The 26,467-nt window shown below is 52.5% G+C and carries 26 protein-coding genes; 14 read left to right on the top strand and 12 right to left on the bottom strand.

The window, feature by feature from the left end; genetic code table 11:
- Nucleotides 1-3: 3 nt before the first annotated feature.
- A complete protein-coding gene (locus EBA_RS21240) occupies nt 4-603 on the bottom strand; it encodes an arylesterase (protein ID WP_192376571.1) in 600 nt (199 codons plus the stop codon).
- Between EBA_RS21240 and EBA_RS21235 the strand changes: the two genes are divergently transcribed.
- From EBA_RS21235 to EBA_RS21215, 5 genes are all read left to right on the top strand, one after another.
- The gene (locus tag EBA_RS21235) at nt 602-1,294 is read left to right on the top strand and encodes an ABC transporter ATP-binding protein (protein ID WP_192376570.1); all 693 of its coding nucleotides are present in this window, start codon (nt 602-604) and stop codon (nt 1,292-1,294) included. The genes EBA_RS21240 and EBA_RS21235 overlap by 2 nt on opposite strands.
- Complete coding sequence (locus EBA_RS21230) at nt 1,291-3,771, top strand: ABC transporter permease (RefSeq protein WP_192376569.1); 2,481 nt, start codon at nt 1,291-1,293, stop codon at nt 3,769-3,771. The genes EBA_RS21235 and EBA_RS21230 overlap by 4 nt, the downstream gene beginning before the upstream one ends.
- A gap of 120 nt (nt 3,772-3,891) precedes the next feature.
- Entirely contained in the window at nt 3,892-5,355 is a 1,464-nt protein-coding gene (ubiD, locus tag EBA_RS21225; protein WP_192376568.1) for a 4-hydroxy-3-polyprenylbenzoate decarboxylase, read from the top strand.
- Between the two features lie 40 nt (nt 5,356-5,395).
- On the top strand, nt 5,396-6,532 hold the full coding sequence (locus EBA_RS21220; protein ID WP_192376567.1) for a PP2C family protein-serine/threonine phosphatase: 1,137 nt from the start codon (nt 5,396-5,398) through the stop codon (nt 6,530-6,532).
- A 206-nt stretch (nt 6,533-6,738) separates the two neighbouring features.
- Nucleotides 6,739-7,824, top strand: a complete 1,086-nt coding sequence (locus EBA_RS21215; RefSeq protein WP_192376566.1) for an HD domain-containing phosphohydrolase — start codon at nt 6,739-6,741, stop codon at nt 7,822-7,824.
- Between the two features lie 8 nt (nt 7,825-7,832).
- Here EBA_RS21215 and EBA_RS21210 read toward each other — a convergent pair whose 3' ends face one another.
- Genes EBA_RS21210 through hemC form a run of 4 tightly spaced genes read right to left on the bottom strand, consistent with a single transcriptional unit; the run spans nt 7,833 to nt 11,936 of the window.
- Nucleotides 7,833-9,068 (bottom strand): heme biosynthesis HemY N-terminal domain-containing protein, encoded by a 1,236-nt coding sequence (locus tag EBA_RS21210; protein ID WP_192376565.1) that lies wholly within the window; start codon nt 9,066-9,068, stop codon nt 7,833-7,835.
- A 12-nt stretch (nt 9,069-9,080) separates the two neighbouring features.
- Nucleotides 9,081-10,247 carry a uroporphyrinogen-III C-methyltransferase gene (locus EBA_RS21205; RefSeq protein WP_192376564.1) on the bottom strand — a complete coding sequence of 389 codons (1,167 nt, stop codon included), beginning with the start codon at nt 10,245-10,247 and terminating at the stop codon, nt 9,081-9,083.
- Nucleotides 10,231-11,013 (bottom strand): uroporphyrinogen-III synthase, encoded by a 783-nt coding sequence (locus tag EBA_RS21200; protein WP_192376563.1) that lies wholly within the window; start codon nt 11,011-11,013, stop codon nt 10,231-10,233. Before EBA_RS21200 ends, EBA_RS21205 begins: the two co-directional genes overlap by 17 nt.
- The gene (hemC, locus tag EBA_RS21195; protein WP_192376562.1) at nt 11,010-11,936 is read right to left on the bottom strand and encodes a hydroxymethylbilane synthase; all 927 of its coding nucleotides are present in this window, start codon (nt 11,934-11,936) and stop codon (nt 11,010-11,012) included. The genes EBA_RS21200 and hemC overlap by 4 nt, the downstream gene beginning before the upstream one ends.
- Nucleotides 11,937-12,216: 280 nt before the next feature.
- On the opposite strand from hemC, the gene EBA_RS21190 reads away from it, so the two are divergent.
- A complete protein-coding gene (locus EBA_RS21190; protein WP_192376561.1) occupies nt 12,217-12,462 on the top strand; it encodes a hypothetical protein in 246 nt (81 codons plus the stop codon).
- Nucleotides 12,463-12,491: 29 nt separating this feature from the next.
- Here the strand turns inward: EBA_RS21190 and yccX are convergent, their stop codons facing one another.
- Together yccX and rlmKL are read right to left on the bottom strand one after the other, a co-directional pair.
- Nucleotides 12,492-12,764, bottom strand: coding sequence for an acylphosphatase (gene yccX, locus EBA_RS21185; protein WP_192376560.1), 273 nt, complete (start codon nt 12,762-12,764; stop codon nt 12,492-12,494).
- The gene (rlmKL, locus tag EBA_RS21180; protein ID WP_192376559.1) at nt 12,761-14,956 is read right to left on the bottom strand and encodes a bifunctional 23S rRNA (guanine(2069)-N(7))-methyltransferase RlmK/23S rRNA (guanine(2445)-N(2))-methyltransferase RlmL; all 2,196 of its coding nucleotides are present in this window, start codon (nt 14,954-14,956) and stop codon (nt 12,761-12,763) included. Before rlmKL ends, yccX begins: the two co-directional genes overlap by 4 nt.
- 460 nt (nt 14,957-15,416) lie before the next feature.
- Here rlmKL and EBA_RS21175 point away from each other — a divergent pair, with 460 nt between their 5' ends.
- Nucleotides 15,417-15,992 carry a chemoreceptor glutamine deamidase CheD gene (locus EBA_RS21175; protein ID WP_192376558.1) on the top strand — a complete coding sequence of 192 codons (576 nt, stop codon included), beginning with the start codon at nt 15,417-15,419 and terminating at the stop codon, nt 15,990-15,992.
- 446 nt (nt 15,993-16,438) lie between these two features.
- On the opposite strand, the gene EBA_RS21170 is transcribed toward EBA_RS21175, so the two are convergent.
- From EBA_RS21170 to EBA_RS21160, 3 genes are all read right to left on the bottom strand, one after another.
- Nucleotides 16,439-16,693 carry a hypothetical protein gene (locus EBA_RS21170; protein WP_192376557.1) on the bottom strand — a complete coding sequence of 85 codons (255 nt, stop codon included), beginning with the start codon at nt 16,691-16,693 and terminating at the stop codon, nt 16,439-16,441.
- 694 nt (nt 16,694-17,387) lie between these two features.
- A complete protein-coding gene (locus tag EBA_RS21165) occupies nt 17,388-17,813 on the bottom strand; it encodes an FKBP-type peptidyl-prolyl cis-trans isomerase (RefSeq protein ID WP_407663590.1) in 426 nt (141 codons plus the stop codon).
- 96 nt (nt 17,814-17,909) lie between these two features.
- Nucleotides 17,910-18,500, bottom strand: a complete 591-nt coding sequence (locus EBA_RS21160) for a transglycosylase SLT domain-containing protein (RefSeq protein WP_192376555.1) — start codon at nt 18,498-18,500, stop codon at nt 17,910-17,912.
- Between the two features lie 66 nt (nt 18,501-18,566).
- On the opposite strand from EBA_RS21160, the gene EBA_RS21155 reads away from it, so the two are divergent.
- On the top strand, nt 18,567-19,199 hold the full coding sequence (locus tag EBA_RS21155) for a PilZ domain-containing protein (protein ID WP_192376554.1): 633 nt from the start codon (nt 18,567-18,569) through the stop codon (nt 19,197-19,199).
- Between the two features lie 21 nt (nt 19,200-19,220).
- Here the strand turns inward: EBA_RS21155 and EBA_RS21150 are convergent, their stop codons facing one another.
- Entirely contained in the window at nt 19,221-20,219 is a 999-nt protein-coding gene (locus EBA_RS21150; RefSeq protein ID WP_192376553.1) for a glycosyl transferase family protein, read from the bottom strand.
- The gene (gene cyoE / locus EBA_RS21145; protein ID WP_192376552.1) at nt 20,216-21,106 is read right to left on the bottom strand and encodes a heme o synthase; all 891 of its coding nucleotides are present in this window, start codon (nt 21,104-21,106) and stop codon (nt 20,216-20,218) included. Before cyoE ends, EBA_RS21150 begins: the two co-directional genes overlap by 4 nt.
- Nucleotides 21,107-21,213: 107 nt before the next feature.
- Here cyoE and EBA_RS21140 point away from each other — a divergent pair, with 107 nt between their 5' ends.
- From EBA_RS21140 to EBA_RS21115, 6 genes are all read left to right on the top strand, one after another.
- On the top strand, nt 21,214-22,584 hold the full coding sequence (locus tag EBA_RS21140) for a M16 family metallopeptidase (RefSeq protein WP_192376551.1): 1,371 nt from the start codon (nt 21,214-21,216) through the stop codon (nt 22,582-22,584).
- Nucleotides 22,574-23,872, top strand: coding sequence for a M16 family metallopeptidase (locus EBA_RS21135; RefSeq protein ID WP_192376550.1), 1,299 nt, complete (start codon nt 22,574-22,576; stop codon nt 23,870-23,872). The genes EBA_RS21140 and EBA_RS21135 overlap by 11 nt, the downstream gene beginning before the upstream one ends.
- 3 nt (nt 23,873-23,875) lie before the next feature.
- Nucleotides 23,876-24,460, top strand: a complete 585-nt coding sequence (gene rsmD / locus EBA_RS21130; RefSeq protein WP_192376549.1) for a 16S rRNA (guanine(966)-N(2))-methyltransferase RsmD — start codon at nt 23,876-23,878, stop codon at nt 24,458-24,460.
- A 26-nt stretch (nt 24,461-24,486) separates the two neighbouring features.
- Entirely contained in the window at nt 24,487-24,972 is a 486-nt protein-coding gene (gene coaD, locus EBA_RS21125; protein ID WP_192376548.1) for a pantetheine-phosphate adenylyltransferase, read from the top strand.
- 2 nt (nt 24,973-24,974) lie between these two features.
- A complete protein-coding gene (locus tag EBA_RS21120) occupies nt 24,975-25,220 on the top strand; it encodes a YfhL family 4Fe-4S dicluster ferredoxin (RefSeq protein ID WP_192376547.1) in 246 nt (81 codons plus the stop codon).
- 97 nt (nt 25,221-25,317) lie between these two features.
- Nucleotides 25,318-26,367 (top strand): NAD(P)-dependent alcohol dehydrogenase, encoded by a 1,050-nt coding sequence (locus EBA_RS21115; protein ID WP_192376546.1) that lies wholly within the window; start codon nt 25,318-25,320, stop codon nt 26,365-26,367.
- Nucleotides 26,368-26,467 lie beyond the last annotated feature (100 nt).

Raw genomic sequence — 26,467 nt, 5'->3', positions numbered from 1 at the left:
CTTCTAAATCAAGGGCTGCAAATACCGCCAGATTTTCTCGGCAACCTTCGGCTGAGCCAGCTCATTTGGATGTAGGCCGTCGGCCTGCATCAGTTCCGGTTTTAAAGCCACTTCTTCCAAGATAAACGGTACATACGGAATCTTCAATTCAGTGGATAGCTGCGGATAAATCTCGTAGAACATCTCCACATAACGCTTGCCGTAATTGGGTGGAATCTTCATTCCCAGCAGCAACACTTTGGCGCCGGCCTTTTGCGAACGTCGAACGATTTCGGTCAGATTGTTTTTCATTTCTTGCGGCGATAAACCGCGCAAGCCATCGTTGGCGCCTAATTCCAATAACAAAATTTCCGGCTTATGCCTAGTTAATATTTGCTCGAGCCGGGCTAAACCGCCGGCCGAAGTATCGCCGCTGATGCTTTCGTTGCTAATAACATAGTTACGATGTTGGTCGGCCAGCTTGTTTTGCAACAATGCCACCCAGCCCCGCTGAACTTCGATGCCGTAACCGGCACTAATGCTATCTCCCAACACGACTATCGATTTCGCCATCGCGCTTAACGGTAATAAACTCAGGATTACGGCAAGGACCACGCTATACATGTTGCATACTCAATTTGATAAGACCATTTCCCCGATCATCGTTACCGAACAACTCGGTAAATCGGTGCCAACTTCCGAGGGCATTTTACACATCTTGTCGTCGGTAGATTTAATCATCAAGTCGGGCGAGAGCCTGGCTATCGTCGGCGAGTCCGGTTCCGGCAAATCGACCTTACTCAGCCTACTGGCCGGCCTGGATACGCCTAGCACCGGCACCGTGCTAGTCAACGGCCGCGATTTGACCAAGCTGGACGAGGATGGCCGCGCTTTATTGCGCAACGAATTGGTCGGCTTTGTGTTCCAGTCGTTTCAACTGTTACCGGGTTTGACCGCCTTGGAAAACGTGATGCTGCCTTTGGAGCTGAGCGGTCATGATAATGCCGAAACCGCTGCTCGAACCTTACTTGACCGAGTGGGTTTATCGCATCGTTTGACCCATACGCCCAAGCAATTGTCGGGCGGCGAGCAACAGCGGGTAGCCCTGGCCCGTGCCTTTGTCACGAAACCGGCGATTCTGTTCGCCGACGAACCCACCGGAAATCTGGACAGCAAGACCGGCGCGCATATCATCGATCTGTTGTTCGAACTCAATCAAGAACAACACACCACCTTGATTTTAGTGACCCACGACATGTCGCTGGCCGGGCGCTGCCAGCGCACCATCCGTCTGGAAGCGGGGAGCATGGTATGAAGCGCTTCAATCTGGCGCTCAAACTGCTGTGGCGCGATAGCCGCTCCGGGGAATTGACTTTGCTGCTGATGGCGCTGCTGATTGCGGTGAGCAGTTCCACCGCCATATCGTTATTTGCCGACCGGCTGCAACGGACAATGAATTTACAGGCCGCCGAGTTTTTGGCCGGCGATCTGGTCGTGGCGACCCCAGCAACTATCGACGACCTCTGGCTGGAAAAGGCCGCAGAATTGCGGCTGGCTCAATCGCAAACCAGCGAGTTTGCCAGCGTACTTTTGGAAAACGGCGAAATGTTGCTGGCTGCGGTAAAGTCTGTCAGCAGCGGTTACCCGCTCCGCGGCCAATTGAAAACCAACGATGCCGACTCCGAGCATGACACTCTCGTCAAGCAAGGTCCGGAATCAGGCACGGTCTGGGTGGACAAACGCGTCCTGCCGGCGCTGAAACTAAAAATCGGCGATGCCCTGACCATAGGCGAAAAAGCCCTGACCATCAGCCGGGTATTGAGCTATGAACCGGACAAACGCGGCGATATTTACAGCTTCTCGCCGCGAGTCATGATCAACCAAACCGACTTGGTTGCCACCGGCGTGATTCAGCCCGGTAGTCGGGTGCGTTACGCCTATCAGTTTAGCGGTGACGAGCAGGCCTTGGCGACCTTCAAGGATTGGTTGAAACCGCAATTAAATCCCTCGCAAAAAATTTTGGACATTCATGAGGACCGGCCGGAATTGGGCTCGGCTCTGGAGCGTGCCGAGCGCTATTTGGGCTTGTCCAGCATCGTGGTGATCCTGATCGCCGGTGTGGCGATTGCAATGGCGACCCGCCGTTACACCGAGCGACATTTCAACGCCACCGCTTTGTTGCGATGCCTGGGTTGTAAGCAAGCGGAAATTCTCTGGCTGTATGGTTGCCAATTTCTGGTGTTGGGTTTGTTAGCCAGTGGCGTCGGCTGCGGTGTGGGCTGGCTGGCGCAGTTCGGCTTGTTTGAATTGTTAAAATCGCTTTTGCCGCAACAATTGGCCAACCCCAGCTGGCTGGCAGTGTTTTTCGGTTTAATCACCGGTCTGGCGATATTATTGGGCTTTGCCCTGCCGCCTCTACTGCGCTTACAAAATGTCTCGCCCTTGCGGGTATTGCGCCGCGAGCTGGAGCCACTACCCACTAGCGGCTGGTTAATTTACGGTTTGGCGCTGGCGATTATCGGCACCTTGATCTGGCGATATACCGAAGATCCGAAAATGACCGGCACGATACTGGGCGTCGGCATGCTGGCCTTATTGGGGCTGGGTGCGGCTATTTATGGTTTGTTATTGCTGGCACGTAAGCTGTTGCCACGCATGGGGCTGAATTGGCGCTTTGGTTTGCAAGGCTTGTTGAGAAATAGCCAGGCCAGCATCAGCCAGATACTGGCTTTTAGCATTACGCTGACCGCGATGGCCTTGAGTTTTACCGTGCGTAGCGACTTGATCGACAACTGGCAACAGCAATTGCCGGAGCAGGCACCGAATCATTTTGCCTTGAATATCCTGCCGGAACGCCAACAAGCCTTTCAAGACCAATTACAGCAAGCGCAAATCCCCAGTAGTCCGTTTTATCCGGTGGTGCGGGGGCGGCTGGTGACTATTAATGACGAAGCGGTGCAAGGCCGCGTCAGCAAAGATACCCAGGGCGAAGGTGCTACGCAGCGCGAGTTAAGTCTAACCTGGGCTGCGCAATTACCGGACGACAACAAAACCACCGCCGGAGGTTTCTGGCAAGCCGAGCAGCCGGGGTTAGTGTCGGTGGAACAGAAACTGGCGGAAAGCCTAAATATCAAAATGGGCGATCAATTGACCTTTACCGTGGGTAGCGCGCAATTCAGCGCCAAAGTTGCTCATATTCGTAGCGTGCAATGGGACACGATGCGTCCCAACTTTTACATGATCTTCTCGCCCGGCACCTTGGACAATTTTCCAACCACTTACATGACCAGTTTCTATCTGGTCGACACGCAAAAAAATCTGCTGAACACGCTGCTGAAAAAATATCCGGCCATCACAATATTGGAAGTCGATCAAATCTTGAAGCAATTCAAGATGATCCTGACCCAACTGACCAAGGCCATCAATCTCTTGCTGTATTTTGCCTTGGCGGCCGGCTTTACCGTGCTGTTCGCTGCGGTCTATGCCACGCTGGATCAACGCATCTACGAAGGCGCGCTGATGCGTACGCTGGGGGCCAGGCGCGGCTTTTTACGGGCCACGCATGTGATCGAGTTTGGTTTGCTTGGCACCTTGTCCGGGGTATTGGCGGCCCTGGCTAGCGAGGCAATTTTGTACGCGCTTTATACCCGTGTGATGCATATCGACTACCGGCCCAACTTTCAATTGTGGGCGGCATTGCCGGCTATCGGCGCAATTTGCGTGGGTTTGGCCGGCTATTGGGGGGTACGGCAGGTAGTCAGACAGCCGCCATTGCAGGTGTTGCGGCGTTGATGCCGGATAGCCGGGAGTTTTGTTTGGCGCTCCGTTTCCGCGTTTAGCTGATCTCGGCGTATGATTGCCGCTTTATTTTTGCGCCACCGGCACGACATTCGACCCTTCTAAGGACAATGCATGAAATACAGAGATTTAAGAGACTTTATCGCGCAACTGGAAAAACAGGGCGAATTGAAGCGCATCAAACAAGAAGTCGATCCGGTGTTGGAAATGACGGTAATTTGCGACCGGGTATTGAAACAGGGCGGCCCGGCTTTGCTGTTTGAAAACCCGAAAGGGTCCAATATCGCTGTGCTTGGCAATCTGTTCGGCACACCAAAGCGGGTGGCGATGGGCATGGGCGCCAAAGACGTTTCAGAGTTGCGCGGTATCGGCGAATTGTTGGCGTATCTGAAAGAGCCTGAGCCGCCGAAAGGCATGAAAGACGCGCTGGAAAAGTTGCCGGTATTCAAGCAAGTGCTGAATATGGCTCCGAAAATAGTCAGTTCCGCGCCTTGCCAGGAAGTGATACGCGTCGGCGATGAAGTCGATTTAAGCGTATATCCTATTCAGACTTGTTGGCCGGAGGACGCCGCGCCGTTAATCACTTGGCCGCTGGTGATTACCAAGGGGCCGAATAAAGACCGGCAGAATCTGGGTATTTATCGGCAACAAGTCATAGGCAAAAACAAAGTCATTATGCGCTGGCTGGCGCATCGCGGCGGCGCATTGGACTTTAAAGAATGGCAACAAGCGCATCCGGGCAAACCGTTTCCGGTCGCCGTGGCGTTGGGCGCGGATCCGGCAACGATACTGGCGTCGGTGACGCCGGTGCCTGATTCACTCTCCGAGTACGCTTTTGCCGGCTTGCTGCGTGGCAGCAAGACCGAAGTAGTGAAATGTCTGACTAACGATTTGCAAGTGCCCGCCAGTGCAGAAATCGTGCTGGAAGGCTTTATCTATCCGGGCGAAACCGCGCCCGAAGGGCCGTATGGCGATCATACCGGTTATTACAACGAGGTCGATGAGTTTCCGGTGTTTACCATCGAACGCATCACTCAACGGCAGGTGCCGATTTACCACAGCACCTATACCGGTCGGCCGCCGGATGAGCCGGCGATTTTGGGCGTGGCGTTAAATGAAGTGTTTGTGCCTATTCTGCAAAAGCAGTTTCCGGAAATTGTCGATTTTTATCTGCCACCGGAAGGTTGTTCGTATCGGATGGCGGTGATCAGTATGAAAAAGCAATACGCCGGCCACGCCAAGCGGGTGATGCTGGGCACCTGGTCGTATCTACGTCAGTTCATGTACACCAAGTTTGTCATCGTGGTGGACGACGATGTAGATGCGCGCAATTGGCAGGATGTGATTTGGGCGATTACCACCCGCATGGATCCGGCTCGCGATTTGACGATATTGGAAAATACGCCTATAGACTATCTGGATTTTGCTTCGCCGGTTTCCGGCTTGGGGTCCAAGGTCGGTTTCGACGCTACCAACAAATGGCCTGGCGAAACCAACCGGGAATGGGGGCGTCCTATCGTGATGAATAAGGATGTGATTAAAAAAGTCGATTCGATGTGGGATACCTTATTTAACTAGGGTAGACTGCCGGCCAGAGTTAATAACGGTATAAATCCTAATGAAAATATTGGTTGTCGACGATATGTCTGAAAACAGGCTGTTGCTCGATAAATTACTAAGCAGGATGCAGCATGAAGTAGTCTCAGTCGAAAATGGCGCACAGGCGGTTGCGTTGCTGGATAGCGTCAATCCTGATCTGATTCTGATGGATATTATGATGCCGGTAATGGATGGTCTGGAGGCTATCAAGGCGATTAGAGCCTTGTCCAGGGACAAGTGGCTCCCTATTTTTGTGCTCAGCGCGCTCGCCGATGACCAAAATGTCCTGGATGGTCTACAAGCCGGTGCCGATGACTATCTGCAAAAACCGTTTAATCGGGCCATCCTCGCCGCCAAATTAAGCTCGGTGCAACGCGCTATCGATATGCAAAACGTGATCATTGCCGATGCACAGCAGCTTAAAGCTTATCGCGATGACAATGAGGAAGAGCAGCGGTTTTTACAGAGTATTTTTGAGAGGTTAATCAAGCAGAGCGACCTTAAAGACGATCATCTGCAATTCTGGTTGTTGCCCGCCAAGCGCTTTAGCGGCGATTTGATTTGCGCCAGACGCATCAGCCGCCAGCAAATTTATTTCATGCTTGCCGATTCCACCGGCCATGGTTTGGCTGCCGCGCTGCCGACTGTCATCGTCAATCAAGCGTTTCAGGCGATGACCAAAAAAGGCCTGGCCGTCCCTATTATCGTCCGCGAGATCAATCGCCTGTTGCACAGTCAAATGCCGCCGGGCCGTTTCGTGGCGCTGGTATTGGGCATGGTAGACGGCGAAAAAAAATCGGTAGAATTGTGGAACGGTGGATTGCCGGATGTTTTTGCGCTGGATAGCCAGGGCAATCCGGCTCACGCTTTTCGTTCCACGCATCCCTCTGCGGGCATTCTCGACAGCCGGGAGTTTGACGACAGCTGCGAAATCTGGCATTGGCGGGATACCTGCGAGTTGTTTATGTACTCTGATGGCTTGACTGATGCTGTCGATCCGGATGGCCAATTTTTCGGCCAGGAACGTGTCATGCAAACCCTTAGACAGGCACCGCCCGGTGCTAAGGTCGCAACAATACAACAAGCCCTGGAAGCGCATATGGCTAATCACGAGGCGCAAGATGACATTTCCTGCATGGCGATTCACTGTTGGTAAATACACGTCGACCAAAATTGGATTAATTATTCCCGGAATCTTTGTGGCTGTTAGGGTCAATTCCTGGACGAAGGTAAAAAAGTCGCAGACTTGGCTATACTCAGACCTTCCCTGATGACAGACTAAGCATGGACGGATAGGCGCGACGTTATGCCGGACCCCGCTAGTTTTCGTCCCAAACTTGACGACCTATTGAAAACAGTAACGTGGATTTAAAACAGCATATTCTGCAAGCCGCCATTCTTATCGTCGACGACGAGCCCGCCAACGTCAAACTGCTGGAAAAAATTTTGCAGCGCCAGGGCTATCGGAATATTCAATCGACCTGTGATTCTCGCGAAGTAACCGCTCTGTGCGATACCACCCGCTTCGATGCCTTTTTACTGGATATCCGCATGCCTCATCTGAGTGGCTTCGATGTAATGGAGCAGCTGCAGCAGCGCTTCAAGGATGACTATTTACCGGTACTGGTGCTCAGTGCGCAACCGGACATGGAAACCCGGCTGAAAGCGCTGAGTTTGGGAGCGAAGGATTTTTTGACCAAGCCTTTCGATCAGCTTGAAGCCGTCACGCGCATTCACAATCTGCTGGAAGTCCGGTTGATGCACAATCGGGTCCGCGATCAGAACCGTCTTTTAGAGCAGCAGGTAAAAACCAGAACCGACGAACTGTATCGTACCCGGCAGGAAGTGATACGTAGACTGGGGCTGGCCGCCGAGTACCGGGATAACGAAACCGGCAACCATATCATTCGCATGAGTAAATATGCGCATTTGTTGGCTTTGGCCTACGGTTTGAATGAGGAGGACGCGGAAATTATTCTTAATGCCGCGCCGATGCACGATATAGGTAAGATCGGTATTCCGGACCGGATTCTGTTAAAAACCGGCAAGCTGGATCCCGAAGAATGGCGGATCATGCAGACCCATGTGCAAATGGGCGCAAGTATATTGTCAGGCTCGCCGACCGAGCTAATGAGAACCGCGCGCACCATTGCCCAGCATCATCATGAAAAATGGGATGGTACCGGCTATCCGAATGGCTTGAGAGAAGAGGGCATTTCGATTGCGGGCAGGATTTGCGCGTTAGCCGATGTGTTCGACGCATTGACTTCGCAGCGTCCCTATAAACCGGCCTGGACGGTCGAAGATACCTTAGCTTATATTGCTGCCGAATCCGGCAAACATTTCGACCCTAAATTAGCGCCGCTGATGAAAAAGAATTTGCCGGAAATTTTGGTAATCAAAAGCGAATATGCCGATGCCGAGGTGGTCCAGGATTTAAAAAGCTAGCAACGCTATTACGCAGTGCGAATGTCCTCTATGCCGCTAATTAACTCTGCAGAGGCCAATTCCATACCGCGTTTAAAATAATCGCAGGCTTGATCCTTGTCACCCTTGGTAAGCAATAATTCGCCCAGTAATTGATAAGTTGCCACCGCTGCTTCGGTATTCAGACTTTTCAACAAGTATTGTTCGGCTTTTTCCATTTGCTCGGCTTTCAAAGCCAGTTTGCCAAGCACTCTTAATAGCACCGCGTTGCTGGGGTACACCGCCAACCATTGTTCGACCGACTGCAATTGCTTGGCTTTATCTTCCGCTTCAATATTCGAGACCAATACCAGCAAGGTGTCATCCCAATGCCGACCCAATTGCTTGAGCATCGCCGATTCAACGCTAGCACCGGCGCCCGCCGCAATCATCGCCGCAAAATAGATATTGGCAACACCCGGCAGGGCTTTGATATGCTCCGGGATACCTTCCCAGCAGGTTTGGATCTCTTGCTGGTCGCTCTGCGCGATGGTTTGTTTCAACAAGCGGCTGAATGTTTCGGTTTCCAGCAGCTTTACTTCGGTTTCCATCAATACTTTGTGCTGTTGCAGCGAGGGTAATAGTTTGCTCAAACCTTCCCAGTCGCCAAGATGTTGATAAGTCTGATGCATCATTTTCAAGACGCGGGCATGGCCGGGGTTGATAGACTGCAATTTGCCCAGCGTTTCCAAGGCTTGCTCGAATTGTTTTTCGGACAAATGCAGTTCGGCCTGGGTCAGGCCCACGGTCATATTGGTATCCGAGGATTGCTCGCTGGCTTTCTGCAAATATTCGTCGCGCTTGTCCAGCGCGCCGCGGGACTGCGCGGCTCTGGCGGCAGTCAAGTAATGTAGCAAAGGGGCTCCGCTATGCGCAGCATGTTTGATCAGAACTTTCTCCGCGCGCTCCCAATTCCCGTCTGCCGCGTCGAATAAGCCGGCCACCAAGGCTTCCTGCGAGCGATTGAATCTGATATTGCGGCGACGCTTGGCAAACTGGTTGGGTATGCGAATCAAGACGCCCATTAAACGGAAAAAATTATATAGAAAGAAAAAGCCGATCACTTGCGCGACGGTAAATACGGTCAAAGAGGTTTCCAGCGACCAGTGGCCGAAACCGATTAACACATAACCGGGGTCGTTCTGTTTGACTAGCCAGCTATGCAGCAAAAACGCCACCAAGACCGCGCAGAGCAAGGAGCCGAGAAAATACATGAGATTTTTCATAATGCCACTCGCTTATTGCTGGCCGGCAGTGGGTGTTGCCGGCGAGGCCGCTTCCGCTGGCGGATTATTCAGCACGGCTTTGTCGGATTCGATGCGCAATTTGCTGATGTCTTTCAGTAACTTCAATGAGCCGCTGACATCAGGATATTGGCTGCGGATCTGCACATTGGCCAGTTTGTCGAGTTCGGCCACGAATTTATCGGTTTGCTGATTTTCCGCGAAATTTTTCTTCAGCCATTGTTTGGCGTCGGCGATGCTGCTGGAAAACAAGGTGTCGTTTTGTTGCACCAAGGCAATTTCGATCATTTCCAGCCGGACTTTCAGCTGCTGCTTGATAAAGTGCGCTTCTTCCGGGGTCAGGATGGCGTTGACCTGCTGTTCGGTGTGACGCAACACCACGTAGCCTTCCAGTTGCTTGGCCACAGTGCTCAAAATTTCATGGCCGTGCTCGGACAGGTCGCTATTGGGTTCGGGCCTTTCAGGTTGCTTGCCGGCATGCGGCAGAAACACCGATAAGCTTTCCACGGCATCTTGTAAATGTTGAATGCCGCTGTAGATGCCGACGATATCCGGCACGGTGGCGCCGTTTAACAAGGCAATTTCCTTGGCAATCTGCTCGCGAACTTTAAATACCGCCGCGTCGCCGCTCTCTCTTAGCCTTTGGTCGGCCGCTTCCAGCGCTTCGCGGGTGGTGGTCACGTCGCCGACCAGATGCAAACGCTGATTGGCAACGGTCAAAAGGTATTCGGCATCGGCCAGCAGCCAGTCACCGCGGGTTTTGCCCAGCTGCCGTTGTAAGGCCGTAATCGAGGCTTCCAGTTCTTTGCGCGCGGTGTTTAGCCGTTCTTCATGTAGCTTGGAGAAACCGGCCAAGGTTTCGTTGAAATGGTTATCTTTGCCGGTCATTTCGGCGTTGACGTTGGCGATTTGTGACTGCACGCCGTTCAACTGATCGCGTAGGCCGTTCAGTTCCTTGTTGAGCTCAAGCAGTTTTAGATTGTCTTGGTTGTTTTCAGTATCTTGACTAAAGCGCAGTTGCTGGAAAAAGAAAAATCCGGCGCCTGCGAGGGCAATCACCAATACGATGGAGGTAATGCCTATCCACAATCCGGCATGAGATTTTTTAACCACCACTACCGGAGCTGGATTTTCTTGTTGTTCTTCAATTACTTCGGCCACTGTTTTCCCCGTTCAATAACGTCGTCAAGTTCTCTAAAATCGCTGCATCCGTGGGCTGTGCGCTCACTGCAATCTGTTTAAATCCGGAATCTTCGGCCGCTTGGCCGATCCGCTCGCTCATTACGACTAAAAGTATCGATTTCAACAATACTATCGACTCACCATCCAGCATCGCTAATAAGTTTTGTAAGGCTTCTACGCTGGTAATAGTCACTGCGTCCAGTCGTCCTTGTGCAATGTCTGCCCGTAAATCCGAGCTGTCCATCACCGGTTGCCGGCGGCTATACACTTCCAGATAAATCACTTCGGCGCCGCGGTTACGCAAGCTTTCCGCCAGTTTCTCGCGGCCGCCGATTCCACGCACAATCACACAGCGCATACCAGCTAATGCTTGTAATTCAGGCTCGGCTAGCAAGCCTTCGCTGTTAAATTCGCTGGCCGGCACGCAATCCACCGGCCATCCCGATTGCCGTAATGCGTCAGCGGTTGCTGCGCCGACCGCCGCAATTTTGAATTTACGCAAGACCGGCATTTTGCCACCGAACGCCTTGATAGCAAAATCCACAGCATTGGTGCTGGTAAAAATCAGCCAGTCGCTGGCGGTGGCTTGACTCAATAAACCCGGATCGGGCCGCTCCTCGACGATTTCCAGCGTGGGAAAGCGTATCGGCATGCCGCCATGTTGTGCTATCAAATTTGATAAATTCTCGGCTTGCGCGGCGGGCCGCGTCACCAGAATGCGTGCGCGGTTTAGGCCCGAGTTCACTGATATAGCTCGCGCAATATCCTGTCTGCGCCTTGCGCTAATAAATCCTCGGCCACGGATTTACCTAAGGCTTCGAAGTCCGCTAGGCTGCTTTCCGCCTCGGCCCTATATAATAAAGAACCGTCAGGGCTGCCGACCAGTCCGCGCATAAATAGACGCTCGCCTTTGATTTCCGCAAAACCGGCAATCGGCACTTGGCAGCCGCCGTTGAGCCTGGCGTTCATCGCTCGTTCGGCGCCGACTCGAATGCTGGTTTCCTCGTCGTGCAATACCTTTAAATACTCGTGAATCTCGGCGTCGTCGACCCGGCATTCGATGCCGATAGCGCCTTGGCCCATCGCCGGCAAGCTTTCTGTCGGTTGCAATTGGGCGGTAATGCGCTCGCCCATCCCAAGTCGTTTTAAGCCAGCCGATGCCAGAATGATCGCATCGTATTCGCCGGCATCCAGTTTAGCCAGCCGGGTGTTGACGTTGCCGCGCAAACTCAGGATTTCCGCATTCGGGAATTTTTCCTTGATTTGGCATTGGCGGCGTAGGCTGGAAGTGCCAATTCGGGCATCGGCCGGCAATTCGGCCAGGCTGCGGTATTTATTGGAGACAAACGCGTCGGTCGGATCTTCTCTATCCAGAATCACCGCCAGATGCAAGCCTTCCGGAAACTCGACAGGCACGTCTTTCATCGAATGAACTGCGATGTCGGCTGTGCCTTCCAGCATGCCTTGTTCCAGTTCCTTGACAAACAAACCCTTGCCGCCGACTTTGGCCAATGGTGCGTCGAGAATTTTGTCGCCGCGGGTGACCATTTTTACCAGTTCGGTTTGTAAGCCGGGAAATGCGTGTTGCAGCCGTGCCGCGACATGCTCGGCCTGCCACAAGGCCAGCGGGCTTTGCCGGGTAGCGATGCGAATAATTCTGTCTGCCAAAACTGCTCCTGCCGATTGCTGGCGGGCGTCTAAGCTGCGCCCTTTGTTGAGAATAAATGTTGTCTATTGTAATCCGATTTGGGGGGGAGGGTGGGTAGAAGTTGTATGCGCTGGTAAGTGGCTGGAAAGTGATCGCCGGAGAATCTCGATACTAAAAATCGAGAAAACGTTATTTTAGTCGCCGGGAGGGGCGAGAGAATTGGCTTCAAACGTTGTTCTTGGTTAAAGTTCTCTAATTTCAACAATCAGACGAATTTTATAAATTCGCGTCCATTAGAATATGTACGAACTTTTACTACTCCTGGCGGGAGCAGCCATTGCGATTTATATCGCTGCTCAGTGGTTGATATATTTTGTGCAGATCAATTCTTGGCTAGCCTTATCTCTGGCCTTGTTGGTGCTGGTTTTGTTTTCAGTCGGATTATGGCTAAAAGTCCGCGTCTGCGGTTACATTTTGGCCGCCGTTGCCAGCGTCGTCTGTGTGTTTGCGCTTTCAGGGAATATTAGCGTTCTGTTTCCCTATTGACGAACCAATGCATATTAACCAGGCAGTGCCTATCTAATCTCAAACACCTCAAAATGCTCGCTCGCAGCATGTGGATTTACGAGTACCTCTGAAACTTTGGCCAAAATAGGTCCTTTATGACACCAAGCCACCAGCTTTTTCAGGTCTTCTGGATGGCCGCTGGCGACAATTTCCACACTGCCGTCGGCCAGATTCCTGACAAAGCCTTTTATATTCAGTTTCACTGCCTGCTTCTGGGTGTAGGCGCGAAAATACACGCCCTGTACCCGGCCTTTGACGATGATGTGCAAACATTCGCTCATCGGCTAATCCTCCAGCAATAATGAATTTTTTGGTCGCGGGCGAAATCCTCCGGAATCGTTTTTGCGCTGATGTCTTCTATCTGTAAATCCGCCAAGGCTTGTCGGTCCAGCTTGAAGCGGCGGAAGTTGGTGGAAAAATACAACACGCCTTCCGGTGCTAACAAAGCCACGGCACTGCGCAGCAAATGCAGATGATCGTTTTGAATATCAAAGGCTTCATCCATTTTCTTGGAATTGGAAAAAGTCGGCGGATCGAGAAAGATTAGATCGAATTGCGGTTTGTCCTTTCCACCGGCTTGCTCCGCCAGCCATTCCACACAATTGGCGCGCAGCAGTTTGTGATCGCCTTGGATGCCGTTCAGATCAAAATTGCGCTTGGCCCAATCCAGATAAGTATTGGACATGTCCACCGTGACGCTGGACGCCGCGCCACCGACTGCGGCATGTACGCTGGCGCTGCCGGTGTAGGCAAACAGGTTCAGGAAGCGCTTGCCCTTGGCTTGCTGTTGTATCATCAACCGAATCGGCCGATGATCCAGAAACAGACCGGTGTCCAGATAATCCTCAAAATTCACCCAAAACTTGCAGCCGCCTTCTTCAACGACATGAAAACGGCCCGACTCGCCCTGCTTTTCGTATTGATCGGTACTTTTCTGCTTGCGGCGAATCTTTAGAAACACCTGTTCCTTGGGAATCTCCAATACTTTGGGGATTTCCACCATCGCCCCTGCCAAGCGTTGATTGGCTTTGGCCGGATCGATGGTTTTCGGCGACTCGTATTCCTGGACGTTGACCCAGGTTTTCTCGCCGAGGTAGACATCCACCGCTACCGCGTATTCCGGCAAATCCGCGTCGTACAGCCGATAGCAACTGACCTGATTTTGCTTGGCCCATTTGCCGATTTTCTTCAGATTCTTGCGTAAGCGATTGGCGAACATGTCCGCTTGATTGTCGGGCTGTTCGGTTTCGGTGCGCCGGCTGATTTGCTCGATGCGTTCTTGCTGAGATTTGGCTTTGGGTTCGAAAAACGTCTGCTCTTCGATATTAAAGCGCAGCAATTTACACTCGAGCGCGCCGTTGAACAAGGTAATCGGCTTTTGCGAACGCACGCCCAACCTAAAACCCAGTTCCGGATTGCTGATGATCATCGCCACTTGCCAGCCAACGAAGCGCTGTTTCAGCACCTCGCCAAAGCGGCGATACAGCTCGGAAGTTTCCGCCTCATCACCCAGGCGTTCACCGTAGGGCGGGTTACAGGCGATCAAGCCCTTGGGCCAACTGTCCGCCGCTGTCGCGTCGGCGATGTCGCGCCTTTCGATATGAATCTTGCCGGTTAAGCCGGCATTGTCAACGTGCTGCAATGCGGCCACCACGGTGCGCCGATCCTGATCGAAACCGACAATCACCGGCATTTTGTTCAAGCCAATATCGCGGCGTTGTTTAGCTTCGTCCAGCAAACTTTGCCAAAGTGCGGCATCGTGTTTTTTCCAACCTAAAAATCCGAAATAGTCGCGCTGCAAACCCGGTGCGTAGTCGGCTGCAATCATCGCGCCTTCCAGCAGCATAGTACCGGAGCCGCACATAGGATCGAGCAACGAGCCGCCTTGTTCGGCGATTTTCGGCCAGCCGGCGCGCAGCAAAATTGCCGCCGCCAGGTTTTCCTTGATCGGCGCGGCTATGTTGACGTCACGGTAGCCGCGTCTGTGCAAACTCTCGCCGGATAAGTCCAGGCTCAGTTGTGCGGTCTCGTTGTGCAGATAGACATTGACGCGGATGCTGGGCCGTTCGGTGTCGATATTCGGCCGCTTGTTGAATTTGGCGCGCATCTGATCGACGATGGCGTCCTTGACTTTCAAGGCGCCGAAATGGGTGTTATTGATGGCCGGATTGTTTTTGGAGCTGAACGATACCGCCAAGCTGTCGTCCGGCTTGATATGTTCGAACCAATTGATCTTTTTCACGCCATCGTACAGGTCTTGCTGAGATTTGACTTCGAAACTGCTCAGCGGCAGAAACACCCGATTGGCGGTGCGAGACCACAGGCAGACCCGGTAAGCCAGCGCCAGATCACCCTCAAAAGCCACGCCGGCCATTTTTTCGCGGACGTTTTGGCCGCCCAGGGCTTTGATTTCGGTGGCAAGAATGCCTTCCATCGCCTTAGGCGTGGTGGCAAAAAGTTGGTATTGGCTCATGGTTGACAGCTGGGTACGGAATGGCTGGCTAGGATACTAAAATGTGTTGCCACTGCGGCGGTTATTTTTGTAGCCAAAGCAAATATCAGCGTCATTAGGCGCCGTTCTTCCGGTCTGTGGGAGGATATGCCAAGTCTCGGTGACTACAAACCAATCTGAACGGTATTCTGGTGATGACTCGGCTGCGGTAAATAACAAAAGTAGTTGTGCGCCAATCGCGAGCATTGCGCACCAATCCGGCCCGCGGGTACTTCTGAGTGTCGACAACCTTGGCGCCAGTGTTGTGTGCTGCCTAGGCAAATAGCCAATCAATCTGTAATTGTCGAAGTGGTTTACAATCACTTCGGCAGAGGCGGTGTGCCGAAATGCTAAAGATTTGAGACGGAAAGTAAATTGCATAGTGGCCGATTTATTGCTTACTAAGCATTAATGTTCTACAACTCTCAAGATGGTCCTGGCTATGCATCCGCAAAAATATTCCGAAACCTACTACGATCCGTACCAACGCATCCGCGCTTGCAAAATCACTCCCGGTGAATATTGTGTTACCGATTCCGGCGAGGTTATTGTTACCGTGCTGGGGTCCTGCGTGATTGCTTGTATTCGCGATAGGCGGCGGGGCATAGGTGGCATGTATCAATTCATGGTGGTGAACGTCAACGAAGACCAACCGCTCAACCAGCGCATGGAGAACATGGCTAGTAACGGTATGGACAATTTTATCAACCATCTGGCCGGCATGGGTGCGGACGAGGGCGAGTTGGAAGCCAAGGTGTTTGGCGGCGGCAATATTCTTAACGGCATGCAACGCAACAATGTCGGCGCTCGTAGTGCTCAGTTTTTACGCGGTTATCTGGCCGGCCGGAACATTCCGGTTGTGGCTGATGACATGCTCGGTATCTATCCCCGTAAGGTGTATTTCTTTCCAGAAACCGGGGAAGTGTTGGTGAAAAAGCTCAAGGATATAAAAAACGAAACTATTTTGCAGCGGGAGCAGGAATATTCTCATAGGTTGTTTGCTAGGGTGTTGGCGTAGAGAGATTGTGTCGCTAACGCGACGGTTATTTTAATGTCGGTTCGCGGACCGACAACCGCGATACTTTCTTTTGCTCCGCCAAAAGAAAGTATCCAAAGAAAAGGCGGCCCGGATGCCGCTTGTTTCCTGCGCTCCGAAGCTTTCGACGGTGGTTGACGAAAGGGGCTTCCTGCCCCTTCGTCAACGCGCCGCATCCCTGCGGCGCCCCTACGGGCTGATCCCGTCAAAAGCTCCGGTGCTCGGTGCGGCATACGGGAGACAACCACTGCCAGGCTCGAAAGCTTTCACAATACTTTTGGATTTGGTGGAGTAGCTCCGAATAGCGAAGCGTATTCGGAGGAAGGAAGAATATTCCAAGCATTTTTTGGCAAGGCATATGCCAGAAGGCTTAATCCAGCATGCGTCCGATTACGCTACGCTTATCGGACCTAAAGCTCTGTGCGGCCTCATCGTGTAGAGTCAGTGTTGATGGATGGGTTGGGTCTTTCCTCGGCAAGTGCTACGGCTACCCAAGCTGATTTGCCACTCGAAAATGGTTTGTGAATGCAGCGAACAACTTGCCCCGGAAGAAACTGCCATTCTTCATCGTCAGGAATTAGCTGATCGGGAGATATCAGATAGGTCTCGCCGTCAAACGGCACGGCACGAACGGGACGCCATACCTCGGTGCCTTCGTTGACTAGAGCGACACTTACTTCCATTTCACTCTCTAGAATTGTTGAGACGCTCGGATGCAGGTGGCGCCGTAAGCAAAAGGCATGAGTATAGAGACCTTGTGTCTCGCCATCAGGGTATGCCAGATGAAGAGTGAGTAGCTCGGACTTGGTGGCCTCGATACGATTACCGCAGATGCAGCATTGATACGATTTCACTTGCTCGTGCCAAGTGCTCATGTAAAGGCCAAGCAAGGGATTAGATGGTTTCTGGACATCTTTATGAGTTGGGTGATATCTATGTTATGAGAATTCAGGGAAAAGTCTAGCTGGAAAAAGGATTCAGATTTTGTTCGAGCCAAAAACAATATTCCATCATGCTTAAGGACGAAGCCCGACTTACGTTGGTTTGATCTTGGACTATGGAATGGGTTTACCCCGTATGCCGCGCCGAGCACCGGAGCTTTTGGCGGGAATAGCCCGTAGGGGTGCCGCAGGGATGCGGCGCGTTGACGAAGGGGCAGGAAGCCCCTTTCGGCAACCCCCGGCAAAAGCGAGGAGCGCAGGGAATAAGCGGCGTTCGGGCCGCCTTTTCTTTGGACACTTTCTTTTGGCGGAGCAAAAGAAAGTGTCTCGGCTGTCGGGCCGAGACCCGACATTAAATCAAACCGTCGCGTCAGCGACACCTCAAATAAAGTCTCAAACTAGCTAACACAGCATCAGCTAAAAAGACAAAACAAACTCAGTTGACCTTAATCAACTCAACATCAAAAATCAGCGCCGCATTAGGCCCAATATCCGCACCCGCACCACGCTCACCATAAGCTAGGTTAGAAGGAATAAAGAAACGGTATTTCGCGCCTTCTTTCATCAGTTGCACGCCTTCGGTCCAGCCGGGGATAACGCGGTTCAATGGAAAAGTGGCTGGCGCGCCGCGGCCGTAAGAGCTGTCGAATTCCTTGCCGTCGATGGTGGTGCCTTTGTAATGGACAGTGACGTTATCGGTGGCTTTGGGTTGGGCGCCTGTGCCTTCGGTGAATACCAAATATTGCAGACCGCTGGCGGTGCTTACCACGCCGGCGGTTTTGGCGTTTTCGGCCAGAAATTTTTCCCCGGCGGCTTTATTTTCGGCTGGGGTTGGGGCGTTGGCGTCGGCCAGTGAGAACATAGCAAATCCTGTAATAAATGCGATTAAAATGGCGATAACACGTTGTTTCGTGGATTTCATGAAAACTCCCGTTAGATGATTGGGGCGGCTAGTTTATCAGTTTTTTTGTTCTAGCTCCTGTCGGCAGCTTGCCAGTTGCGCGTCGTAACGCAAGGCGCGCTGATGGACTTTTTGCGCGGTATTCAGCAGCCATTGCTTGGATAGATAGCTGTTGCGCTGATAGCCGCCTAAGCCTTCGTGGTAGGTTAAATACAGATTGTTGGCGTCGGATGTGGGGATGCCCAACTTGCGGTTGCTGGTCGCGCAATACCAGGCCACAAAGTCGCAGCTGTCGGCAAAGTCCTCTCTATCGGCCCAGCCGTTGCCGGCATTTTGCTGATAGTCTGCCCAGGTTTCGTCCTTGGCTTGCGGATAGCCGTAAGCGCTGCTGGAACGAAACCAGGGGATGAAGCCTAGAATCAAGGGCCGGGGCGGTTGGGCGTCGGCAACGAAGCTGGATTCTTGATGGATGATGGCCATTTGCACGGCGATGGGCACGCCCCAGCGCCGCGCGGAGCTTAAGGTCGCTTGATACCAATCGTCTTTTTCCCGGAAGATTTGACAGATATTTTCCGGGTTTTTCGGCGGCATGGTTGTACACGCCGATAAAACGGCTAGACTAGCGAGAGAAATTATTCTGCTTTTCATATCCCAAAGAACCAGATTGCTAAAAGGACTTACCTTTAGGAAGCCCTGCCAAACAGAAGGATTATCATGCCAACGACCGAAAACCGCGCCTATCGCAAAAATCTGGCCAGCCAAGGATTGCTGTATCTGGGCTTTGAAGAGCACGAAATTTGGGTCGTGAATCTGTCGCTGTCCGGTTTGCTGGCGGTGTTAAAGGTCGAGCCGCAGGTCAATGGCATCAAAGACATTTTTAATGCTTTGCAAGTTTCGCCGATAGTCGATTTTTATCTGCCTAGCATGCGCTTGGCCGGCGAGGCCGAAATGGTACGCGCCGAAGCTGCCGAGGACGGATTTGAAATTGCCATCGAGTTTCGCAACCTGTCTTACGATACCGATAATTTGTTATACAGCCGCCGCGCGTACCGCAAAAATATGACTGCGCCAGGGCATATCATATTTAACGACACCGATTATGCGTTCAATACCGAAAATGTCTCGGTGGATGGTTTGATGATACGCATGTTGGGTAGGATTGAGGTGGCGGACGGCACGGTGGCCAAATTCGATTATAAACATTTGAATCTGGAAGGCGAGGTGAAAGTCGTTTGGATCGATCACGACGAGATTTCCACGCTCATGGGCTTGCAATATCTGCATATGCAGCGCGACTATATCAAGGGTATTCCCAATTTTAGCTACCCACCGCTGGAAGCTAGTTAAACTTCTGCAAATGCCGGCGAGTTAAAAACGTTGCCGGTTACGTCCCGTCCAAAATTCTTTGGCTAATTGCTGCGCGTGTTCTTGATCATTGGCTTTGCCTAATAGTTTTAGTGCCACCGCCGCCGTTGCTATCACGGTCGCTTCGCCAAATTCGTCATTAAAATCGCCGCGCCAGAATTGTGCCAATAACTGCGGATCCATGTCTTCGGCTTTCATGTGTCGGCGTTCGAACAGGGCCGGCCAGGTTTCATCGTTAAGCTCGCAGTTGTTGACGCTTTGTACCAAGCATTCCACATCCGGATTACGCTCGGTTTCGCCGCCTTCGCCTTTTAGCACGGCCATGTTTTTTTGATCCAGTAACAGCGCGGCTTTTTGATGAACTTGCCGATAGCTGGGATGGAAGATGCCTTGAATGCTGGCTGTGGCGTCGAACGGATTCAACAATCTAACCAAAGTATGTACTGGCGAACGCAAGCCCATTATCGGTCGCAGATTGATCATGTCGTACAGTTTTGGGCAAATATATTCCAGTGACAGATAGCTGAAATTGTCTTGCTGCAACTGCGTGCCGGCTTCGGCTATAGAAGTTGCGGCCTTGATTCCTAAAGCTTGCAGAGCATTTTCGGTATACAAGCGGCCTTCGGTATGTCCGCCGGCGCCGTGCATAAACACCCTGATACCGTTTTCGGCCAGCAGCAACGTGGATAATAAAAACCAGGGCAGGTGGCGGCGTTTGCCTGCGTAGGACGACCAGTCCAAGTCGACAGCCACTTTGGATTCGAAAGCAAAACTTTCCCGCGCAGCTTGCACGAAGCCGGCCAGTTCCTCGCAGGTTTCTTCCTTAACGCGCATCAACATCAAAAATGCCCCGAGCTGTATCGGCTCGATCTGGCCGTCGGCCAAGATCATTTGCATCGCCCGGTAGGCTTCGTCTTGGGTCAGCGGGCGGGAGCCTTTTTTGCCCTTGCCGAGTATCTTGATAAATTCCGCGAAGGGATGTTCCTGGGTCAACAAACTCATGAGAATGACAGTGGGAAGTAATGATCGATCAGCAATGCCGCGAAAATCAGCATCAAATAAACAATGGAATAACCGAAGGTGCGCATCGCGGTTTTATTGTCTTTTTTACGCATCATTTGCACGGCGTAATAGATGAAACCCAATCCCAATACTACGGCGGCCAGTAAATAAATCACGCCGCTCATGCCGGTTAGATAGGGCAGCAAGGTAGTGATGAGCAGCAGGATGGTGTATAGCAAAATCTGCAAACGGGTGAATTCCACGCCATGGGTGACAGGCAGCATCGGGATGGATACTTTGGCATATTCTTCCCGTCTAGCAATGGCTAGCGCCCAGAAATGCGGCGGGGTCCAGACGAAGATAATTAAAAACAAAAGCAAAGCGTGCGGATGCACTTCCCCGGTAATTGCCGCCCAACCCAGTACGGGTGGGGCCGCGCCAGCTGCGCCACCGATGACGATATTCTGCGGCGTCATTTTTTTAAGGTATACCGTGTAGATTAACGCGTAACCGATCAAGGATAAAAAGGTGAGAAAGGCGGTGAGCACGTTGATTTTGATGGTTAACAGTGCCATCGCGATAAGGCCGATAACGCCCGCGAACACCAAGACCTGATGAGAGTTTAAATGCCCGGTAGGCAGTGGTCTATTCTTGGTACGGCTCATTTCCGCATCGGCTTTTTGGTCGATGAAGTGATTGATCGCCGCTGCCGAGGATGCCGCTAGGGCGATGCCTATGCTACCGTAGAAAAAGTTACCCAGAGGCGGTAGGCCCGGCACTGCTAACAGCATGCCGACAATGGCGGTAAACACGATCAATGCCACGACTCTGGGCTTACAGAGTTCTAAGTAGTCTTTCCAGGATAGCGCGGAGGTTGTGTCGGTCATCAAGTACCAAATGGATTAGCAGCTCTTTAAACATATAGAATAACAGTGAACCATTGATTATTAAAATAATCACAAGCGCTCACCATCTTTTAGTCAACGAGGGATTTATGAACTATAGGCTCGCGGCGTTAGCGCTGCTTTGCCCTGCTGTCGCGGCACATGCCGAGGTCGGCAAGGTACACGAACATGTTTTCAGCAACGGCTTGAAACTATTGGTAAAGGAGGATCATCGTTCGCCGGTGGTAGTATCGCAAGTTTGGTACAAAGTTGGGTCAAGTTACGAGCCCGGTGGCATCACCGGTATCTCGCACATGCTGGAACACATGATGTTCAAAGGCACCGCAAAATACCCAGCCGGCGAGTTTTCCCGGATCATCGCCGAAAATGGCGGCAACGAGAACGCTTTTACCGGACAGGATTACACCGCTTATTTCCAAACCCTGGAAAAATCGCGTCTGGAGATCAGCTTTAAATTGGAAAGCGACCGGATGCGCAACCTGGATTTAAAAGCCGAAGAGCTGAAAAAAGAACTGGAAGTGGTTACCGAAGAACGGCGCATGCGCACCGACGATCAACCGCGCGCCAAAGTGCATGAGCAATTCATGGCCACTGCTTTCACCAACAGCCCCTACCAAAATCCGGTCATCGGTTGGCCGTCCGATATTGCCAACTATAAAGTCGAAGACCTGCAATCTTGGTATCAACAATGGTATGCGCCGAATAACGCCACGCTGGTGGTGGTGGGCGACGTCGATGGGCTGCAAGTAGAAAAACTCGCCGAGCAATATTTCGCGCCGCTGCAACCTAGCGTGTTGAAGCCGGTAAAACCGCAAGATGAAAGTGAGCAACGCGGCGTACGCCGGATTACCGTAAAAGCGCCCGCCAAACTACCCTACCTTATGATGGGCTATAAAGTGCCGGTATTAAAAACCGCCAAGCCGGAATGGGAGGCCTACGCGCTGGAAGTGCTGGTGGGCGTGTTGGACGGTGGCGATAGCGCCCGCTTGTCATCGCGGCTGGTCAGGGGCAAGCAAATTGCGGTATCGGCTGGTGCGGGCTACGATCTGGCCTCGCGCCTGCCCGAGATGTTCCTGCTGGAAGGCACGCCGGCGGAAGGCAAAACCGTATTCGATCTGGAATACGCCTTGCTGGATGAAGTCTATCAATTGAAGAACGAACTGATAGCCAAGGACGAACTGCAACGCATCAAGGCCCAGGTGTTGGCCAGCGCGGTGTATCAAAAAGACTCCAACTTCTATCAAGCGATGCAACTGGGCACGCTGGAAACCGTGGGTATCGGTTGGCAAAAAGCCGACGAGTATGTGGATAAGGTTAATCAAGTCACGGCCGAGCAGGTCAGGGACGTGGCGCGCAAATATTTGATCGAAGATACGCTGACCGTCGCTTATCTCGACCCGCAACCCATTACTCAAGCCGCCAAACCTGCAAAAGCCATAGGAGGCCACCATGCGTTTTAATTTAATCGGTTTGGCACTATTGTTGTTGAGCCAGACCGCCTGGTGCGCCGCCAAAATCGAAAATTGGCAAACTCCGCAAGGCAGCCGGATTTACTACGTGCGCACCGCCGGCTTGCCGATGGTGGATGTGCGGGTGGTATTCGATGCCGGTAGCGCCCGCGACGAAGCGCAATTTGGCGTTGCGGCATTGACCTCCGCTTTGCTGGATAGTGGGGCTGGTGAGTTGAGCGCCGACGACATTGCACAGAGCTTCGAATCGGTGGGCGCCAACTATTCTGCTGGCGTTAGCGAGGACATGGCTTGGCTGGCGGTGCGGACCTTGACCGAAAAGGCCTTGTTCGACAAAGCCTTGGCTACCTTCGAAACCGTGTTGAGCAAACCGGCCTTTAACCAAGCCGATTTTGAACGGGAAAAAGCCCGCACTCTGGCCGGTTTGAAACACCGCGAAGAATCGCCGGGCGAACTGGCCGGCATTGCTTTCAATAAAGCGCTGTACGGCGATCATCCTTACGCGCACCCCGAGGCCGGTGTAGTGGAAACCGTGGCCGGATTTAGCGCTGATGATCTGAAAAGTTTTTATCAAAAATACTATGTGGCTGCCAACGCGATGGTGGTCATCGTCGGTGACGTCAGTCGGGAGCAAGCTGAGCAGACCGCTAACCAGTTGCTGAGTAAACTGCCGGTCGGCAGCAAACCCGCCGAAATTCCAGCGGTGACGATGCCAAGCAAAGCCAGCAAGCAGCACATCGAGTTTCCTTCCACGCAAACTCATGTAATGGTCGGTTTACCCGGCACCTATCGCAAGGACCCGGACTATTTTGCCTTGTACGTGGGTAACCATATTTTGGGCGGCGGCAGTATGGTGTCCAGGCTATTCGAAGAGGTGCGGGAGAAACGCGGTCTGGCTTACGGTGCTTACAGCGTGTTTGCGCCGATGTACCGGCAGGGGCCCTTTATGATGAGTCTGCAAACCCGCAACGATCAGACCGAGCAGGCCTTGGAGGTGTTGCTGAAAACCTTCAACGAGTTTCTGGATAAAGGCCCCAGCGATAAGGAGCTGACCGCCGCCAAGCAAAACATCACCGGCGGCTTTGCGATGCGCTTCGATACCAACAGCAAGCTGACCGATTATGTGGCGATGATTGGATTTTATCAGCAGCCGCTGGATTACCTGGACACGTTTCAGAGCAATGTCGAGGCCATCAGCATCGAGCAAATCAAGGATGCCTTCAAACGCCGGGTAAAACCGGAGTTGTTGCAAACTGTAACCGTGGGCGCGGGTAAATAAAGAATGTCGAATCAAATCCGTATCATCGGTGGCGAATGGCGTAGCCGGCAAATCGTGTTTGAGGACGCGCCGGGTTTGCGACCGACGCCGTCGCGGGTGCGGGAAGCCTTGTTCAACTGGCTGCAAGCCGACATCCTGAATAGCCGCTGTCTGGATCTGTACGCCGGCAGCGGCGCTTTGGGTGTGGAAGCGGCTTCCCGAGGTGCCAAGCAAGTGGTGCAAGTGGAAAACAACCCGGCCAGTTGCCAAAGGTTACGGGAAAATATCACCAAACTCGCGGCGGCACAGATTCAGGTAGTCCACCAAGACGTTGGACAATTTCTAAACAAGCCGGCACAGCCGTTCGATTTGGTGTTTCTGGATCCGCCTTTTGGCCAAAATCTGATTGCCCAAACTTGCCAGCTATTGGATGCCAAGGGTTGGCTGGCCGACTACGCCAAAATCTATCTGGAATGCGAACGCAATCGGCCGCTGGACGATCTGCCGGCCGATTGGCGATTGTTGAAAGCCAAGACGGCCGGCGAAGTCAGCTATAGCTTGCTGCAAAAGCAATCGGATACTTTTGCCGCGGCGAATGGTTTAAAATAAGCCGCTTTTGCCTGTTTCTAAAGCCGATGAACATTACCGCGATTTATCCCGGCACCTTTGATCCCATCACCAACGGTCACCTGGACTTGATCCACCGCGCCTCCAGGCTTTACCAGCATGTGATTGTTGCCGTCGCGGTCAGCCGCGGCAAAAAGCCGCTGTTTTCCTTGGAAGAACGCGTCGCTTTGATTCAGGAGGTGGTCACCGAATTCAGCAACGTCAGCGTGATTGGTTTCGACACCTTGCTGGTCGAATGCGCCAAGCAACATCAAGCCAGCGTGATTATCCGCGGCTTGCGCGCGGTGTCGGATTTTGAATACGAATTTCAATTGGCCGGGATGAACCGTCGCCTGTCGCCCAATATCGAAACGGTGTTTCTCACACCAGCCGAGCAATACGAATTCATTTCGTCGAGCATGATCCGCGAAATCGCCCAACTGAACGGCGACGTGTCCAGCTTCGTGCCGGATGTTGTCAAACAACGCTTAACCGAAAAATTTTCCGAGGAGTAATTATGGCGCTCATTATCAGCGACGACTGTATCAACTGCGATGTCTGCGAACCGGAGTGTCCGAACGGCGCCATTTCGCAAGGCGAAGATATTTACGTGATTAACCCGTCCCTATGCACTGAATGCATAGGCCATCACGACAAGCCGCAGTGCATGGAAGTTTGTCCGGTGGACTGCATCGACAAAGATCCGGACGTGGTCGAGGACAAGGACAGTCTGTACAAGAAATATTTGAAACTGACGAGCTAAAACTTGCTGAATAGTTAGGACGCGAGGTCCCGCCTGGTTATTGGGCGGACTGAGTGACTTGCCCAAGCATTTCACGATTTAAACGCAGGAGATCGATATGCTTAAAACGGTTGGCTATGCTGCCTACAACTCGCAAACACCTCTACGTTCGTTTCATTTCGAGCGCCGGCAACCGGGCCCATCGGATGTCCGAATCGAAATTCTGTATTGCGGGGTTTGTCATAGCGATTTGCATCAAGTGCGCAACGAATGGCGCGGTACTACTTTTCCGATTGTGCCGGGCCACGAAATTGTCGGCAAGGTAGTAGAAGTCGGCTCCCAAGTGACGAGTTTCAAGCTGGGTGATTTGGCTGGCGTGGGTTGCATGGTAGATTCCTGCGGCGTCTGTGCCGATTGCCTGGATCATCAGGAACAGTTTTGTGACCACACGGTATTTACTTACAACAGCCCGGATAAATATACCGGCAAAATGACCTACGGCGGCTATTCCAATCAGATCGTGGTCGATCAGGATTTTGTGTTGCGTGTTTCCGATAAATTGGAATTGGCGGCGGTCGCGCCCTTGTTGTGTGCCGGCATTACGACCTATTCGCCGTTGCGGCATTGGCAGATCGGTAAAGGCCACAAGGTCGGCATCGTCGGTCTGGGTGGGCTAGGGCATATGGGCCTTAAGTTTGCCCATGCTTTTGGCGCGGAGGTTGTGCTGTTCACTACCTCGCCAGGCAAGGAAGCCGATGCCAAACGTTTGGGGGCGAGCGAAGTGGTAATTTCCAAACATGCCGACGAAATGGAAAAGCACCTAAACAGCTTCGATTTCATTTTAAATACCGTCGCTGCGCAGCACGACCTGGATCAATATCTGAGTCTGTTGAAACGCGACGGCACTATGTGTCTGGTCGGTGTGCCGTCCGAGCCGCATCCGTCACCGAACGTCGGTAACCTGATATTTCGCCGCCGCGCGCTGGCCGGATCGCTGATCGGCGGCATTCGCGAAACCCAGGAAATGCTGGATTTCTGCGCCGAGCATGGCATCGTTTCCGACATTGAGCTGATTCCGATGGCCGGTATCAATGATGCCTATCAACGCATGTTAAAAAGCGACGTGAAATACCGTTTTGTGATTGATATGGCGACTCTACAGGGCTAAGCGCCCGTCAAAAAATGGCTAATCCGATCCGGTAAGATTGGTGATTGGCCCTGCAAGCTCTAATTGCTCACGCTTCGGTCCGCTTCGTTCCTTATGCTAT

Source organism: Methylomonas albis (genome assembly GCF_014850955.1).
Lineage (GTDB): Bacteria > Pseudomonadota > Gammaproteobacteria > Methylococcales > Methylomonadaceae > Methylomonas > Methylomonas albis.
Note: the sequence above shows the minus strand (reverse complement) of the source record. Positions and strands in the feature narration are given on the sequence as shown.